This window comes from Paenibacillus sp. FSL R7-0313 (assembly GCF_037969885.1).
Taxonomy (GTDB): Bacteria; Bacillota; Bacilli; order Paenibacillales; family Paenibacillaceae; genus Paenibacillus.
Genome location: NZ_CP150219.1, coordinates 2,437,735 through 2,452,561 on the forward strand (window position 1 = coordinate 2,437,735; position 14,827 = coordinate 2,452,561).

The following is a 14,827-nucleotide window of genomic DNA, read 5'->3' on the forward strand; positions in this document are numbered from 1 at the left end:
TACGTAGCGTTTACACTGCGCTGACGCTTGATGTTGATTACGAATAGTACAATTATATGAGAACTTCTAACCAAGAATAGATATGCAACACATTCGGAGGCCATACATGCATAGAGACGTCAAAACAGGCAACTACGTTAATCGTGATTTGAGTTGGGTTGAATTTAATCGGCGCGTACTTCAGGAGGCCCAGGATCCAACAACGCCTCTGCTGGAACGCATGAGATTTCTCGGCATTGTCGCTAGTAATCTGGACGAGTTCGTCAGTGTAAGGGTGGCGGAGACAAAAGAGAAGATCAAGGCCGGATTCACGCAAAAAGATTTTACAGGATACACGCCTTCGGGATTGTACCGCAGATTGATCAAACGAACCGGGACCATGGTCGCCGAACAGTATAAAACGTATCGTGAACTCATTCGTCTACTCGCCAAAAAAGGCGTGAACATTCAGGAATATACCGATCTCAATGTGACACAGCAGCGTGCAATGGACCAATACTTTCATGAGATTATTTTTCCGGTACTCACACCAATGGCGATTGACCAGAGTCGTCCGTTCCCGCTGGTACACAACAAGTCTGTCTACCTGTCCGTGATGCTTCAGAAGGAAGGGGAGCAAGAGGGCGAGCCATTTATGGCTATTGTTCAGGTACCTTCCAATCTGCCGCGGGTAGTTCAGGCTCCCATTCGGGCGAATAGCAAAAAGAAAACATTCATACTGATTGAAGATCTTATCAAACATCATATTCATACGCTCTTCAGTGGATATATCTCGCTTGCTGCACAGGAATTCCGAGTGACCCGCAATGCGGATCTGTTCATTAATGAAGAAGAAGCGGAAGATCTGCTTGAGGCTATTGAAAAAGAATTGCGACGCAGACGCCGCGGGGCTCCTGTGCGACTGGAAGTTTGTAAGGATTTTCGTCCGGATGCCTTATTGGAATTGCAGGATGAATTTGATATCCAGGACCCGGTATATGAAATTGATGGACCACTTGATCTGAGTTTTCTGGCTGGATTCGTGGACAGTCTGGAAAGTTTTTCACATCTGAAATACAGTCCGGTGAAGCCAGTCTACCCACTTGAGTTTCTGCCAAGAGAAAGTCATTTTGAGCTGCTGCGTAAACGCGATGTACTGGTGCATCATCCATACGAATCGTTTGAACCAGTCACTGATTTTATATTGGAGGCTTCGGAAGATCCAAGAGTTCTGGCGATCAAGATGACTTTATATCGGGTCAATGGCGATTCACGCCTTATTCCGGCACTTGCTCTTGCCGCTGAGAGTGGTAAGCAGGTCACGGTGGTGGTGGAACTGAAAGCACGTTTTGATGAAGAGCGCAACATTGCTTGGGCCCGTAAGCTGGAGAAGGCCGGTTGTCACGTGGTTTATGGACTGGTTGGACTGAAGACCCATGCCAAAATCATTCTTGTCGTACGCAGGGAACAGCAGGGGCTGAGACGTTATGTTCATGTAGGAACCGGTAACTATAATGAGAGTACAGCCAAAGTGTATACGGACGTGGGCCTGTTCACCTCTAATCCGATTATTGGGGAAGATGCATCCGAATTGTTTAATGAGATTACCGGATACTCCGGTCCGAAGGCATTGCAGGCGTTCCGCGTAGCTCCGGATGGTATGAAGGATGAGTTGTTTGCACTGATTCGTAGAGAAACAGAGCATGCGCTGAAAGGTAAACCTTCCAGAATCATTGCCAAGATCAACTCCTTATCCCATCAGGAAATGATTGATGAATTGTACGAGGCTTCTCAAGCCGGCGTGCAGATCGATCTGATTGTGCGTGGTGTATGTTGTCTGCGTCCGGGGGTAGAGGGGCTCAGTGAGAATATTCGGGTCATTAGCATTGTGGATCGTTTTCTGGAGCATTCAAGGTTGTTTTATTTTGAAAATAGCGGAAACCCGGATGTATTCATCTCCAGTGCAGACTGGATGACACGTAACCTGAATCGAAGAATTGAACTGATGTGTCCCGTATTCGATCCAGAGCTGAAGAAAATGCTGGTCGATATCCTTAATCTTTCCCTTATGGATAATGTCAAAGCGAGACAACTTATGCCTGGTGGCAATTATGTATTTGTAGAAAATGAAAAGCCCCCGCTGAGAAGTCAGACGGAGGCCATGGGTATTATCCCTTGGAAGCCTGCTGAATGGAGTGCGTTAACGTAACTCCCCAGGCTTCCTTCAGATCCTTGACGGCCTCTTCCAGGCCATCAAGTTCCAGTAACGGCTCAGCTGTACAGGTGAATTGCACCTGCAGCGAGTCGTTTTCTTTTGTTGCTTCGATCGCAGCGATGCTCTCGGATCGATTAATGGCTTCGGCTACGCGCAGCAGAGAGCCAATACGATGAGCATGCCGCTCATCCGAGTTTTTCAGAATGTCCCGGTGCTTATTCAGCAGCTGGGGCGTTCTTTTTTTTGGATGATAATCAGCTGCGCTGGCACTTAGAATGGTCTCCCGATGAGAAAGTCCATAGATGCTTGAATTCATGATCCAATAGGCCGAGTGCTGTGTATAACGGAAATAGTTAATCTGTTTACCTGCCATATGCAGCATGGAGGACGCATACAGGATTCGGGCATCTGCTTGATCAGGAGGGGTACCTTGTAATGCCGTATACAGGGTAACCGTATCCTGATGAATCCGTTGCAGACGTTTCTCTGGAATAGGCGGACCAAAATGGATAAAGTTGCGGATACTGTCCTTCAGCGCGTCCGGAACGACCGGCTGACCTCCAGCCATGTAATCACGCAACAACCCGTCTCGTAGACCCGCACCACTAACCACATAACGATCTCCCTGTATTAACTGGAAGACGGTTCGCAGGATCAGCACACCGGGCACAATGATGTCTGCGCGATCTTTGGCGAGCCCGGGTACCTTTTTGCGCTGTGCCGAGGTGAGATGAGGCAAGGAGCGAGCGATGTTCTCCATCGCTTCCTCACTGATCTCATAATGATGGGTGACAGGCAAAGAATACTGGGTACGCTTCTGTTCCACTTTGGCAAGTGTACGCATTGTGCCGCCAAGTCCGATGAGTGGCAGGCCGGGATGCTCACGAATCCAATCCTGTCCACGGAGAGCCTCAATGATTTCGTTGCACAATGCATTTGCATTCGCCTCGCTCCACTGATCTTCACCCCCATAACGGGCATGTGAATTCACTGCACCAATGGGGAGGGAGATACTATGTAACCTCTTCCGATCCCGAAAGACTGTGATCTCTGTGCTGCCGCCTCCAATATCAACGACGTAACCGTCTGCCAATTCAATGGATTGAGTGACACCAAGGAACCCATAATAGGCCTCCCGATCTCCGGATACACATTCAATGGTAAGCCCTGTCTCTGTCTCCAGCCATTCGATAATTTCCAGGACATTGCTTGCATTACGAATGGCTGCGGTAGCTGCTGCGCGAATCAGTTTGGTCTGATATGCCTCACAGGTCGCTTTGAATTGACGCAAGATGGTAATCGCTTTATCCAGAGAATGGCGAAGGATGGTTCCATCAGACTCAACAACGCTGCTCAGACGAGCGGCATATTTGTCTTCATGAATGATGCGATAGGCTGCGTCCTGATCCAGTTCATATATAACTAGACGAATGGAGTTCGAGCCGATATCAATAATTCCTAAGGTTTCATTAGTACGTGTCATAAGCATCTCCTTCTACAGAGGTTCAACTACCCGAAGTGAAGAAGGGCAGCCATGGCTTCCGGTGAACCCGGTGGTGTTGCAGAGAAGGGCGTAGTTAACATAACAACAATGATAAAGACGATGAAACAGGCAAATATAAGACAACTCACGGCAAAGCCGCGATTACGCTTTTGCATAAACAGTCGAATACCTGTGACAAAAAGAAGTACCGTAACAGCTACCAGAACGATCGACATTGCAAAATAGGCTACGCCATAAAGTGATTTGAAAAATGCTTCCATTTGTTCTGAACGCTCCTTAGATCCTCATATTTAAGCCCTTCCAAGCCATTCCTTAGTAGCATACGACAGATTGACTTGTTTGAAAAGCAAACCGGGCGCTTGTTCCCGTTTCCGCCATCACCCCTGGGACAGGTTACATGGAAAAGGGGCCCTTGCCGTGGACAGACATCCAAGAAAGCAAGGCTTCTGTTGAGTATGTATAAGGAAGGACTATTGTTTCAAGGAAGGAGATCAACCCATGTCGAGACAACTTGCAAGCAAATGGCGGAAGACAGCGGCTCTGATGAAATACCCGGTAGCGGCTGTCCATATCCCACAGACCAAGGCATTCAACTCGGGTAATCTGCTGCAAATGCTCAGTCGTTATGGAATGGTGTACGTCAAACCTATTGTAGGAGGCGGTGGTTACGGTGTCATTCGGGTATCGGCGAGCGGTGGGGCTTATCGATACACCCATATGAAAACGACCCGTTCTTTCGCCAGTTTCAGCCAGATGTATCGCTCTCTGGTGCGTGTAAAAGCTAGACGCAGGTACTTGATCCAGCAAGGCATTCATCTGGCAACGATTCAAGGGAGACCTGTTGATTACAGAGTCAAAGTTGTCAAAACCGAACGAGGCTGGGTATTCCGTTCTTTAGTAGGACGACTCGCTCGTCCCGGACTCTGTGTGACGAATCTGAGCAAGGGTGGCACCATGTTATCAGGAAGGCGAGCTCTTGGTTTATCCCTGCCTCATATATCCGGTCGCCACAAACGCCGGGAGATGCGTTCACTTACACTGACATGTACGTACATTATGGAACGTCAGTTCCCTGGTGTAGGTCAGCTTGGATTTGATTATGGACTGGATTATTCAGGCAAGATCTGGATTCTGGAAGTGAATACCAGACCTCAATAGAAAATGAATGGGAAAACTCAAGAAAATTCAAGAAAATCCGATAATATATAGAAGAAAACGGTATGAAAACCGTTTGAAATTTTACATTACTGGGTAATTTACTCGCAACAAGTCTTGAAACTATGAATTTATTCCAAAAAAAATACGCTGATAAACGTTCTGACAGTAGTACAAACTTCCTGTGCATAAATATTGTCCACACTATACACGTTGATTACTCTGTATTTTTTCCATTTATCAACAAACTATGCACAGGATTTCCACATAACGTTGTGGATAACAAGAACGCTTGTTCTCTATATGAATCTCTGATATGATAGTTTTGAGGAAAAAAAAGGAAAGGTTGTGGCGGGAAATGGCTATGTTATCCGATGAGATGTTGTTGGATTCCTACCATAAAGCGATTGAGTTGAATCTCGAACGAGATTTCATCGCACTGCTGTTGGCAGAAATCCATAAGCGCAAACTGGGTACCGACGTATCTGCCATTCTTCACTAGAGATCCTCATTGCAGGCAATGTTACAGGTTTCCGGACAAGTCCCATAGTGAGACAGGCCATGGCGTGCTCGTCTGACAATGGTGACAGTACATCACATGATTGCAAACGTTTTCGACTTCGTCTGCCGTGTCAGAGGAAGGTTGGAATACGTAGGGGCTGTATGGTCCGGTGTAATCATCCAATTTGCCGCATTCTAACAGTCCCTGAAGGCAGTGGGGGCAAGCCTGCTCCGGTACAACCAGACCGTTACACAGCGGGCATATATAAGACAAGGGTATCCCTCCTGATATGGATTCACTCAGGAGTAAGATACCCTTTTTTGTATCAATATATGTTATTTCAGCCAAACTAGCGTTTCATGTTACTACTGTGTCCTGGGGACAACTTGGCATCCGGATCGAAGTATACCTTCGCATTGTTAACGGCTGTTGGAGCTTCGCCGAATCCGACAGCGATCAGCTTCAGTTTACCTGGGTAGGTTGTGATATCTCCGGCAGCGAAGATTCCTGGAATAGATGTTTCCATGCGGGAATCAACAACGATGGAGTTGCTGTCAATTTCGATACCCCACTCGGCAATCGGTCCGAGAGAAGAGACAAATCCGAAGTTAACGATCACGTCATCTACTTCGATTTCCTGAGTTTCTTTGGTTTTCACATGGGAAAGGGTTACCTTGGTAATGGTATCATCCCCATGAAGTTCCGTGATTTCGGTCGGTGTAACAACGTTCACCTTGGAATTCATCAGGTTTTCAACACTGTGCTCATGTGCACGGAACTTGTCCCGGCGATGGATCAGCGTCACTTGCTCAGCGATAGGCTCCAGCATGAGTGCCCAGTCTACCGCGGAGTCACCGCCGCCACTGATCAGTACTTTTTTGCCAGCGAAGGCATTCAGATCACTGATGAAGTAGTGCAGGTTGCTCTTCTCGAACTTGGCAGCACCTTCAAGCTCCAGGCGACGTGGTTCGAATGCACCTACGCCAGCTGTAATAATGACGGCTTTGGCATGATATTCATTCTCATCCGTCTTCACGACGAAATGTTGTTCATCCTTTTTCTCCACCGATACAACCTTTTCTTCAAGGCGGATGTTCGGGTTAAAATGGCTCATTTGCTCAACCAGGTTATTCACCAGTTCCTGAGCTGTTACTTTCGGGAATCCGGCTACATCATAGATGTATTTCTCCGGGTAAAGAGCGGCAAGCTGTCCGCCAAGCTGTGGCATACTTTCAACCAGTGTAACGGATGCCTGACGCATCCCACCGTAAAACGCGGCGAACAGACCCGCAGGGCCTCCACCGATAATAAGTAAATCAGTCATATCATGACTGGAATTTTGTGCAGTCAAGAATCAACAACACCTTTCATATTTTAATAGGTAGTTAACAGAAAGAATGTGCAGGCTACGTATCGTAACCGGCATTGGTGCTGAACTGTCTTTCCTATTATAAACGGTGTATTCAGGGTTGCAAAGTTAGCGGCGTCACGAAACTGAGAATAATTGATGAAGATCAGATGAGAATAGGATGAAATTGGAAATGAAAGGTTATGAAAAATAACAAAAAAAACCTTGATCTTTACTAGAAATACAGATATCCTTGACCTGTACTATGTGTTTTTTTGTCTAATTTAGAGTCAATATGTAATATGAAGACAGATCCCGTGTTTTGTAGAATCTTGTGGTTAATTTCACAACATGAAACGATAACTTGCGTGCAAACGTATCAATTTCATAAACCCTTTAGTTGCTTCAATCAAGTCTAGATATAGATCAAAACAGTTCGATATGTCGATATCTAGTTTCATAAAATCCATTTTTAGTGAGTCATGAAATTGATGCAAACGTTTAAATAAATTCGCGAAGTTAACATTTGTCGTCATAATGGGCAAGACCTCATCAATATTTGTAAGTATGTGCATTTTGCATCTCACCCAAGATCGGGCTGATGCAAGTGAAACCGGAAGGGGTATAGACATGAGCAGTATTCCCAAAATCGTCATCCTCGGCGCGGGCTATGGCGGGATTCTGACAGCCCAGCGGCTGCAGAAGGAATTGAACTATAACGAGGCCGACGTCACACTGGTGAATCGGCATGATTATCATTATATTACTACACATCTACATATGCCGGCAGCCGGCACGGATACCATTGAGCATGCAAGAGTGCCCATTTCCAAGCTGATTGATGAGTTCAAGATTGATCTGGTCAAGTCTTCCGTGAAGGAGATTCGTCTGCAGGATCGGAAGATTATTCTGGAGGACGGCACGTTATCCTATGATTATCTGATTATTGGACTAGGCGGTGAGCCTGAGACCTTCGGTATTCCGGGTATGCTTGATCACGCCATGACAATCCGAAGCATTAACTCGGTCAGACTGATTCGAGAACACATCGAATATCAATTTGCGATGTACAAAAACGATAACAAACGAAATCGTATTCGGTTTGTCGTAGGTGGAGCGGGTTTCAGCGGTGTTGAATTTGTAGCTGAACTTGCAGATCGTATTCCACAGCTGTGCAAAGAGTTCGACGTGAACCCGAAACATGTGCACATCTATAATGTAGAGGCAGCGCCTTCGGCCTTGCCTGGATTTGACCCGGAATTGGTAGAACATGCGATGAATGTGCTCAAGAAGAAGGGCGTTACTTTCAAAATTGGTGTTCCAATCAAGCAATGTCTCCCGGACGGGGTTATTGTGGGTGAGGGTGAAAAGCTCGATGCGGCTACAGTCGTATGGACCGGCGGTATTCGCGGTAACTCACTGCTTGAACAGGCAGGTCTTGAAGTGATGCGAGGACGTGTGAAAGTAGATGACTACTTGCGTGCTCCGGGGCATGAGCATGTCTATGTCATTGGTGATAATTCACTTGTGTTCAATGCTGAAGGACGGCCTTATCCGCCAACAGCTCAGATTGCGATGCAGCAGGGTGTGAACTGCGCCAAGAACGTCGTGGCATCCATTCGCAAGAAACAGCCACAACCTTTTGTATTTACGAGCAAAGGCACGGTTGCATCACTGGGTAAAGGTGAAGCTATTGCCGTTGTGGGCGGCAAGAAATACAAGGGCTGGAAAGCGGCTCAGTTGAAGAAGCTGGTTGATCTGCGTTATCTGTTCATCATTGGTGGTATTCCGTTAGTCCTGAAGAAAGGGCGGTTTTTTGGATGAGACATTGCAGTGTTCAGGTCCGGGGACTATTAACACGTGAAGAGCTGGATCGATACAACGCCCTGATGCAGGTCGGTGGTTATCTGGAGGAACAGGATCAATATGATCTGGCCTACATTGTGCAGAAAGAAGTGGATATTCTCATTATGCCTGCGATTGAGCGGCTTAAAGAGAAGGGTCGTGACCGTGACCGGGCCACAGCCGAGTTCCTCGAATCGCTGAAAGCGGTAGATGAGGAGCAAGATTAGAGACGATATAAGTTGAACTAAAGATGTTTACACATACACTTCAATGACAGAATAACCTTCCAATCGCTGTTATCCCCAGATTTTTTTGATTCCCTTTTGTTAAAGGGAAAATCCGGTGATAGCGTATGCTTCCGATGCAGCTTTCTCCCAGAAAGCTTTTAGGCGAACGCTTCGCTTTTTCAGGTTTTTTCTGTCCTTTCCGTTTTTGTGTAAATAAATAGTTCAAACAATATAGATCTAAATCAAGCTTGAGGTAGTAGAATATTGATAGATAATAAAGCACCGCAGACAGTATCCTTTACAGGAGATGTCGCGGTGCTTTATTGTGCTTGGTGTTATTTTTACAGCTTAAGCATGTCTTCCAGTGTTCCTTCGTTCAACAGACTTCCCACGTAGAACGAACCGAATTCGCCATACCGTGCGCTAACTTCATCGAAACGCATCTCATAGACAAGTTTTTTGAACTGAAGTGCATCATCCGCAAACAGTGTAACGCCCCATTCCCAATCGTCGAAACCGACAGAGCCCGTAATGATCTGTTTTACTTTACCCGCATAGCTACGACCAATCATGCCGTGACTGCGCATCATGGTACGACGCTCGTCCATGGACAGCATGTACCAGTTGTCGTTCAGCTCACGTTTTTTGTTCATCGGATAGAAACAGATGTATTGTCGTTGTGGCAGAACAGGTTTCAGACGGGCGATAATCTCCGGATTCTGCATCGGGTCTTCGCCTTCTTTGCCAAGATAGTTGCTCAGTTCCACTACACTGACGTAGGAATACGACTTAGTTGTGTATTGAGCAAACATCGTTTTGTTAAACGCGTTCTCAACAGCCTTCAGATCTTCCAGCGTTTCACGCAGGTGCATCATGACGAGGTCTGCTTTTTGACCTACAACCGTATATACAACGGTACTTCCTTTGGATGAATCCTCGACTTCTTTCCATTCTTTCCAGAATTCCTGAAGCTCGTCCAGTGCTACAGCGCGTTCTTCATCATCTGCTGCTTTCCAGGCGGCCCAGTTAATCGAGCGAAAATCATGCAGGGCATACCAGCCCTCCAGTGTTGATGCGGCTTCGTTCATTGGTTTTGTTCCTCCTGCAAGGTATATTTCCAAATCCCTATAAGAGGTTGTTCAAAAAGTCTGCCTTTGATTACGAATCATGCCTGGTGGCATCATCAGCATCGAATATGGCATTCAGCCGAAATAAGTGGGAGGCTTCCGAAGTATGTTTCCTTAGGAAACATTGTAGCTGCTCACGTAGCTCTATCTACGCTCCGCTGCTCCATTTCTAACTTCATTCCATCTTCTCGGTACTGAAAACCAGTCTTTTTGAATACGCACTATAAGGGACGGGTGAGTGCTTTATCGTTTACATTGTATCCCAACATGAAGCAGAAGGGCAAATCAACAGAGTATAAATATAGGGAAATTTGTCCAGAAAGTTCGTTGCTTCGCCACATTTTTTGCGGTACACTAACTACTATCTAGAAGTGAAACCTGAATGTGTGAAAGAAGAGGTGAATGTCGCCCGATGCAATTTATACCTGTGTTGGTATTGATGGTATTATTTTTCGTTATGATGTTTGGTATCGGTTTCATTCTGAACATGCTGATGAAGACCACCTGGTTTCCTTCCTATCTGTTCATCATTGTGATTTTGCCTGTCGTCGTGTACTCTCTATGGGATCATTCGTCATCTCTGATGTCACATCTGGGTTCTTTCCAGCTTGTAGACTATATGACGGGCATCGCTGGACTGGCTGGTGCGATAATCAGTGGCTGGACGATCCAGAAGTTGCGTTTGGGTGGGTACAGAATGTTTTAGATTGTTGGAAGTAGTTACACATGCCACTGTAATCGCGTGAAAGTCTTGTCTTTGTCGTAAACGCTTACGAGTACAAAGGGAAGGCTTTTTTGCTGTTCATTTATATTAGAAGGATTATTGTACACTTGTACTTCATATACATCTGGAGAACATTCTCTTCAGATATTCCCTTGTATTCTGCGGCTACAGCTTTTATAGTATTCTAGCGGCTCTCGACATTTTTATTTTAGAAATTGCTGAATTCGGCGAAAACGTGAATGATGTCGACCTAGGACGAAACGGAGCGAGAACAGGCCATCTTTTTACCTGTTTTTGAGCATTTGAGGATCAGACATTTATGATAGAATAGATAAACATACTTTTGGGGAGAAGGAGATCAGGCTATGCGCATGAAGAATTTGCACCATTATACTGAACATCATCGCTACTGCGTATACAGGGAGTTTGGACTTAGCGCCCTGGATGACCGTATGCTTACAGGAGCATATCAGCCCATGGTAGGTGCTTTTGCGGTTGGCTTGTATCGGCTGTTGTTTCAGCATCTTCCCGGTGAACAGGTCGGTTATTCGCCGCTTGAACAGCAACGGAGGCTGTTCATGACGCTTGGCTTGGAGCCAAGTGAGAAGGGGCGCAAATATATGTTAGAGCAGACATCCAAGCTTGAGGCAGTGGGGCTACTTCAGACTTCACGGTTATATATACCGGAAAATGATGATTACATCTACGAATATGAGCTGCAACCGCCGCTCTCTCCGGCAGAGTTTTTCCGGACACAGCATTTGACACTGCTGCTTCGTGACAAGATTGGTAAATTCGCAGTCCTTTCCCTGCGTTCCGGTTTCTCGGCAGTGGAAAATGGGGACGCACCTTATCCGGCAGCCAATAAAGAGAATATTTCTGTTCCCTTTTACGATATATTTGAATTGAATACCCATGTAATTGATTACGAGTTGGAGCAGGCTTTGTCGGAAGTATCAACTACAGCCCAGCGGACAGGCACGAATGATGCAGCGGAAGAAAATAGTTTGAACTATGCCGACATTATTTTGCGTTTCCCGCGGGAGTCCGTCAATCGCCGTCATGTAGAACAGCTGCGGTTCGATCACGAACAACTGGGCATTGTAAATTATGTAGTAAACAAGTTTAACCTTAGTGTGCAGGATGTATGCCGTCTGCTGGATGAAGATGATATCTTCAGTCCACAGGGCCAGCTAATTCTGGATGATCTTCAGCATAAAGCAAGTATGCAGTTCAGACAGACGAAGAAGCGTCATGAGCAACAGACCGTACAGGCCGCGAAGGTCGTAGCACTGAGACAGCATATGGAGGAGCCAGAGCGGAAAGAGGACTCTGGTGAACCACCTGTTGAGCATGGGGTACAGATGGAATATTACGTCGAAGTACCTCCGCAATTTATGACGAAGTGTGATATTCATCAATATAATATGATGTTGCGTAATGAGCCGTATACGCGTCTGTTGCAGACATTTTTCCCGGGCGCAGTACCGGACAATCTCATCGATATATTTGAGAAAATTGATCTGAGCTACAAGTTGCCTGGTGAAGTCATCAATGTATTGATTCATTATTTGATGGCATTGCTTGTATCCGGTGGCGAGCAGCGGATTAACCGTAACTTTGTTGAGGCGATCGCCTCAAACATGTTGCTCAAGCAGGTAAACTCTTACGAGAAAGCCGTCCAATATATTCGTGATCAGGCCAAGGTCAAAGGCAAACAGGCTGCTGGTGCAGCTGGAACCCGTACCCGTACATACGGCAAAGGAACCAAAGCTAAGCCCGAAATTCCGATTGTACAAGACATAAGCACCGATGGGGATGCCGTATCTGAGGAAGAGTTTGAAGAGATGATGAGATTTGCCCAGCAGATGCAAGCGAGTAAACAAAAAGGAACTTCTTAACTTCCTCGACAAAGAAGAAGTGCAAGTCACCGAAAAAATAAGATCCATTCGCCTAATTACTTTGCGAATGGATCTTTATTTTTAGATCATGCTTTTTATATTGTGGCATTTCTACACTTCAAACAGAGAATATTTTTTCTATGGATTTATTCACGGGTTAGTGGATGCTCTAATTCTGCATGACCCATTAAACTGTCAGTGGCATTTCCGTCAACAAGCAAATCAATACTGGTTACTTCATCAAACTGAAAAAAAGTTCCTTTCAAAGCATCGATCGCTAAAAGCTCGCCGCCAGACCCTAATCTTGCTTCATCTGGAATATGCACATCCAGCGTTAATTTTCCTTGATCAAAAGTAGCAGAAAGTAGATCAATATTACTCCACAATGGAATAAGTTCGGTTTGATCGCTACTTTGAAGGGCCGCATATGTCTTACTATATTTTTCGGAGTCATCTTTGAATGTAATTTCTTTCTTACGTTGCTCTACTTGTAATAGTTGATCATCTGCATAAAAAACCTCAATTTCTTGAGATTCTTCATTTTCTTCGCTCGGGTTAGTTATTGGCGCTGGTGTTGTACTTGCCGGATCGGAACCCTGCACTGGACTAGAAGAAGTAGGTTTGGTAGCACAACCTACCGCTAGTATACTTATGGCACAAATCGTGATAGCCCAATAGATTCTTTTTTTCATAGAAGCACATCCTCTTAAATTATTCACTACCCTATAACTTCAAATACTCTTTTATCCCATCCACAATGGCTTGTGCCGCTTTATTTAGATTGGTTTCTGACATCATGGCCTCCTCCTCAATTTGGTTACTTAAGAATCCGATTTCTAGAAGAACTGCAGGCATCGTGGTTTCTCTAATGACCTGGTAGTTTCCGTTCTTAACGCCACGATCATTAAATCCCAGGGCATTGATTAGGTTTTTATGAATGAGGGTCGCCAGGGCTTTACTACTCTCGCGTTGGTAATAATACGTTTCAGTTCCCGATATCTGAGGAGCAGCGGTTACACTGTTACCGTGTATAGATACAAACACATCTGCATTAAGATCGTTGGCAAGTTTGACACGTTCCGGTCGTGTAGGGTAGATGTCCGTTTCCCGAGTCATAATTAATTCTATGTCAGGTTCCTTTTCTAAAAGAGCCTGCACTTTTAGGCCTAAAGCAAGGGCAAAATGCTTCTCAGGTTTTTTGGTAAAACTTATTGTACCTGGATCACTTCCTCCATGTCCCGGATCAATAACGACTATTTTTTTGCCGTTGTTAACAGGAGTTGTAGGTTCATTTGCCATACTTAGATCAAGGATAAATTTACCGGCGATTGTCTGTTGTTTGTAATTCACCGAACTTATATTGTTTAATTCGATTACGATTCGAACTTGAGGAGGATCATTTTTGAAAAGAGAATAACGTATCTCAGTAACACTTGGAAATTCGTTAACATCCAACCTTCCCATGGATCCTCCAGAGGGGACCTGTCCCATATTACCGAAGTTGGTGGATGGGAAATCTACGATAATCCTTTCGGGATTTTTTAGTGTAGATATGACTGGAGCAACTTCACGGTCTAATGAGACGACGAGTTGATTATTGGCATAAGTTATATCATGAACCAGGTTAGTGGCTGCATCATTCCCATTAGAAGGTGAAGTTGGTTGTGATACATTATTGCTGGTTAGTGTAACAATCTTGTCTTTGTTATTCCAGCCCACTCTTAGACCCATCTCTTCACTAACAAAACGCAGGGGAACAACAACGGTATTCTTAATCATTTGTGGAGCGATATTAAGTTTGACGTTGTTGTTTTGGACTGTAGCTTGATCCTTTCCAACGGTCAAAGAAATGGCATTGGAAGCTTGTTCGATATTTACATTTTGTGTCTTTTGATCCCATTTCACGTTGAATTTTAAATTCTCAGCGACTACTCGAATAGGAATCATAATATTGTTTCTTACATTGACGACTTCAACATCACTGGGTAAAACCAGCTCCTGGCCATCTAAAATAATTTTAGTTTGATTCGTAGCTGCATGGGTGTGCATGGGAATTAGCATGAGTAGCAGTGCGCTGAAAAGTAACAGGATTATAGATTTCTTCATTTTACACCTCGGTTTTAATTTGCGTAGTACCAACTTCTAACGGGGAAAAACCAATCACCTCCTTTTTCTTTTATGAAAACCCAAATTTACTAGAATATTCTGTTCACTAATATGAACGCTACAAACCACATGAAAGTCGTAAAGAAAATTTGTTTAATACAAAATATGGACGAGAGAACTGTTGTCAGTCAGTA

14 protein-coding genes are annotated in these 14,827 nt (G+C 45.0%); 7 read left to right on the plus strand and 7 right to left on the minus strand.

Annotated elements, in window-relative coordinates:
- Positions 1–106 precede the first annotated feature (106 nt).
- On the plus strand, positions 107–2,188 hold the full coding sequence (gene ppk1, locus NSQ38_RS10705; RefSeq protein ID WP_036605760.1) for a polyphosphate kinase 1: 2,082 nt from the start codon (positions 107–109) through the stop codon (positions 2,186–2,188).
- Here the strand turns inward: ppk1 and NSQ38_RS10710 are convergent.
- Positions 2,148–3,677, minus strand: coding sequence for a Ppx/GppA phosphatase family protein (locus tag NSQ38_RS10710; protein WP_338588476.1), 1,530 nt, complete (start codon positions 3,675–3,677; stop codon positions 2,148–2,150). The two genes, ppk1 and NSQ38_RS10710, sit on opposite strands and share 41 nt — an antisense overlap.
- A 26-nt stretch (positions 3,678–3,703) precedes the next feature.
- Positions 3,704–3,958 carry a hypothetical protein gene (locus NSQ38_RS10715; protein WP_017692428.1) on the minus strand — a complete coding sequence of 85 codons (255 nt, stop codon included), beginning with the start codon at positions 3,956–3,958 and terminating at the stop codon, positions 3,704–3,706.
- A gap of 238 nt (positions 3,959–4,196) precedes the next feature.
- Here NSQ38_RS10715 and NSQ38_RS10720 point away from each other — a divergent pair, with 238 nt between their 5' ends.
- Together NSQ38_RS10720 and NSQ38_RS10725 are read left to right on the plus strand one after the other, a co-directional pair.
- A complete protein-coding gene (locus NSQ38_RS10720) occupies positions 4,197–4,856 on the plus strand; it encodes a YheC/YheD family protein (RefSeq protein WP_339789078.1) in 660 nt (219 codons plus the stop codon).
- 355 nt (positions 4,857–5,211) lie between these two features.
- Entirely contained in the window at positions 5,212–5,355 is a 144-nt protein-coding gene (locus tag NSQ38_RS10725; protein WP_017692430.1) for a sporulation histidine kinase inhibitor Sda, read from the plus strand.
- A gap of 21 nt (positions 5,356–5,376) precedes the next feature.
- On the opposite strand, the gene NSQ38_RS10730 is transcribed toward NSQ38_RS10725, so the two are convergent.
- Entirely contained in the window at positions 5,377–5,628 is a 252-nt protein-coding gene (locus tag NSQ38_RS10730) for a hypothetical protein (protein ID WP_074096361.1), read from the minus strand.
- A gap of 76 nt (positions 5,629–5,704) precedes the next feature.
- Positions 5,705–6,706 carry an NAD(P)/FAD-dependent oxidoreductase gene (locus tag NSQ38_RS10735; RefSeq protein ID WP_017692431.1) on the minus strand — a complete coding sequence of 334 codons (1,002 nt, stop codon included), beginning with the start codon at positions 6,704–6,706 and terminating at the stop codon, positions 5,705–5,707.
- A gap of 627 nt (positions 6,707–7,333) precedes the next feature.
- Here NSQ38_RS10735 and NSQ38_RS10740 point away from each other — a divergent pair.
- Both NSQ38_RS10740 and NSQ38_RS10745 read left to right on the plus strand, forming a co-directional pair.
- Complete coding sequence (locus NSQ38_RS10740) at positions 7,334–8,527, plus strand: NAD(P)/FAD-dependent oxidoreductase (protein WP_036605766.1); 1,194 nt, start codon at positions 7,334–7,336, stop codon at positions 8,525–8,527.
- Complete coding sequence (locus NSQ38_RS10745) at positions 8,524–8,775, plus strand: hypothetical protein (RefSeq protein WP_091037868.1); 252 nt, start codon at positions 8,524–8,526, stop codon at positions 8,773–8,775. The genes NSQ38_RS10740 and NSQ38_RS10745 overlap by 4 nt, the downstream gene beginning before the upstream one ends.
- A gap of 341 nt (positions 8,776–9,116) precedes the next feature.
- Here NSQ38_RS10745 and hemQ read toward each other — a convergent pair whose 3' ends face one another.
- On the minus strand, positions 9,117–9,863 hold the full coding sequence (gene hemQ / locus NSQ38_RS10750; protein WP_062837936.1) for a hydrogen peroxide-dependent heme synthase: 747 nt from the start codon (positions 9,861–9,863) through the stop codon (positions 9,117–9,119).
- A 451-nt stretch (positions 9,864–10,314) separates the two neighbouring features.
- Here hemQ and NSQ38_RS10755 point away from each other — a divergent pair, with 451 nt between their 5' ends.
- Both NSQ38_RS10755 and NSQ38_RS10760 read left to right on the plus strand, forming a co-directional pair.
- Positions 10,315–10,608: a YuiB family protein gene (locus tag NSQ38_RS10755; RefSeq protein ID WP_091037866.1), complete on the plus strand. Its 294-nt coding sequence runs from the start codon at positions 10,315–10,317 to the stop codon at positions 10,606–10,608.
- Between the two features lie 383 nt (positions 10,609–10,991).
- The gene (locus NSQ38_RS10760) at positions 10,992–12,527 is read left to right on the plus strand and encodes a helicase DnaB (protein WP_074096359.1); all 1,536 of its coding nucleotides are present in this window, start codon (positions 10,992–10,994) and stop codon (positions 12,525–12,527) included.
- 146 nt (positions 12,528–12,673) lie between these two features.
- On the opposite strand, the gene NSQ38_RS10765 is transcribed toward NSQ38_RS10760, so the two are convergent.
- Positions 12,674–13,219 carry a GerMN domain-containing protein gene (locus tag NSQ38_RS10765; protein WP_339789081.1) on the minus strand — a complete coding sequence of 182 codons (546 nt, stop codon included), beginning with the start codon at positions 13,217–13,219 and terminating at the stop codon, positions 12,674–12,676.
- A gap of 31 nt (positions 13,220–13,250) precedes the next feature.
- Complete coding sequence (locus tag NSQ38_RS10770) at positions 13,251–14,633, minus strand: N-acetylmuramoyl-L-alanine amidase family protein (RefSeq protein ID WP_339789086.1); 1,383 nt, start codon at positions 14,631–14,633, stop codon at positions 13,251–13,253.
- Between the last annotated feature and the right edge of the window lie 194 nt (positions 14,634–14,827).

Excerpts from the sequence above, each read along its gene's own strand:
- ppk1 (WP_036605760.1), top strand. The coding sequence starts at position 107 with ATGCATAGAGACGTCAAAACAGGCAACTACGTTAATCGTGATTTGAGT.
- NSQ38_RS10710 (WP_338588476.1), bottom strand. The coding sequence starts at position 3,677 with ATGACACGTACTAATGAAACCTTAGGAATTATTGATATCGGCTCGAAC.
- NSQ38_RS10715 (WP_017692428.1), bottom strand. The coding sequence starts at position 3,958 with ATGGAAGCATTTTTCAAATCACTTTATGGCGTAGCCTATTTTGCAATG.
- NSQ38_RS10720 (WP_339789078.1), top strand. The coding sequence starts at position 4,197 with ATGTCGAGACAACTTGCAAGCAAATGGCGGAAGACAGCGGCTCTGATG.
- NSQ38_RS10725 (WP_017692430.1), top strand. The coding sequence starts at position 5,212 with ATGGCTATGTTATCCGATGAGATGTTGTTGGATTCCTACCATAAAGCG.
- NSQ38_RS10740 (WP_036605766.1), top strand. The coding sequence starts at position 7,334 with ATGAGCAGTATTCCCAAAATCGTCATCCTCGGCGCGGGCTATGGCGGG.
- NSQ38_RS10745 (WP_091037868.1), top strand. The coding sequence starts at position 8,524 with ATGAGACATTGCAGTGTTCAGGTCCGGGGACTATTAACACGTGAAGAG.
- hemQ (WP_062837936.1), bottom strand. The coding sequence starts at position 9,863 with ATGAACGAAGCCGCATCAACACTGGAGGGCTGGTATGCCCTGCATGAT.
- NSQ38_RS10755 (WP_091037866.1), top strand. The coding sequence starts at position 10,315 with ATGCAATTTATACCTGTGTTGGTATTGATGGTATTATTTTTCGTTATG.
- NSQ38_RS10760 (WP_074096359.1), top strand. The coding sequence starts at position 10,992 with ATGCGCATGAAGAATTTGCACCATTATACTGAACATCATCGCTACTGC.
- NSQ38_RS10765 (WP_339789081.1), bottom strand. The coding sequence starts at position 13,219 with ATGAAAAAAAGAATCTATTGGGCTATCACGATTTGTGCCATAAGTATA.
- NSQ38_RS10770 (WP_339789086.1), bottom strand. The coding sequence starts at position 14,633 with ATGAAGAAATCTATAATCCTGTTACTTTTCAGCGCACTGCTACTCATG.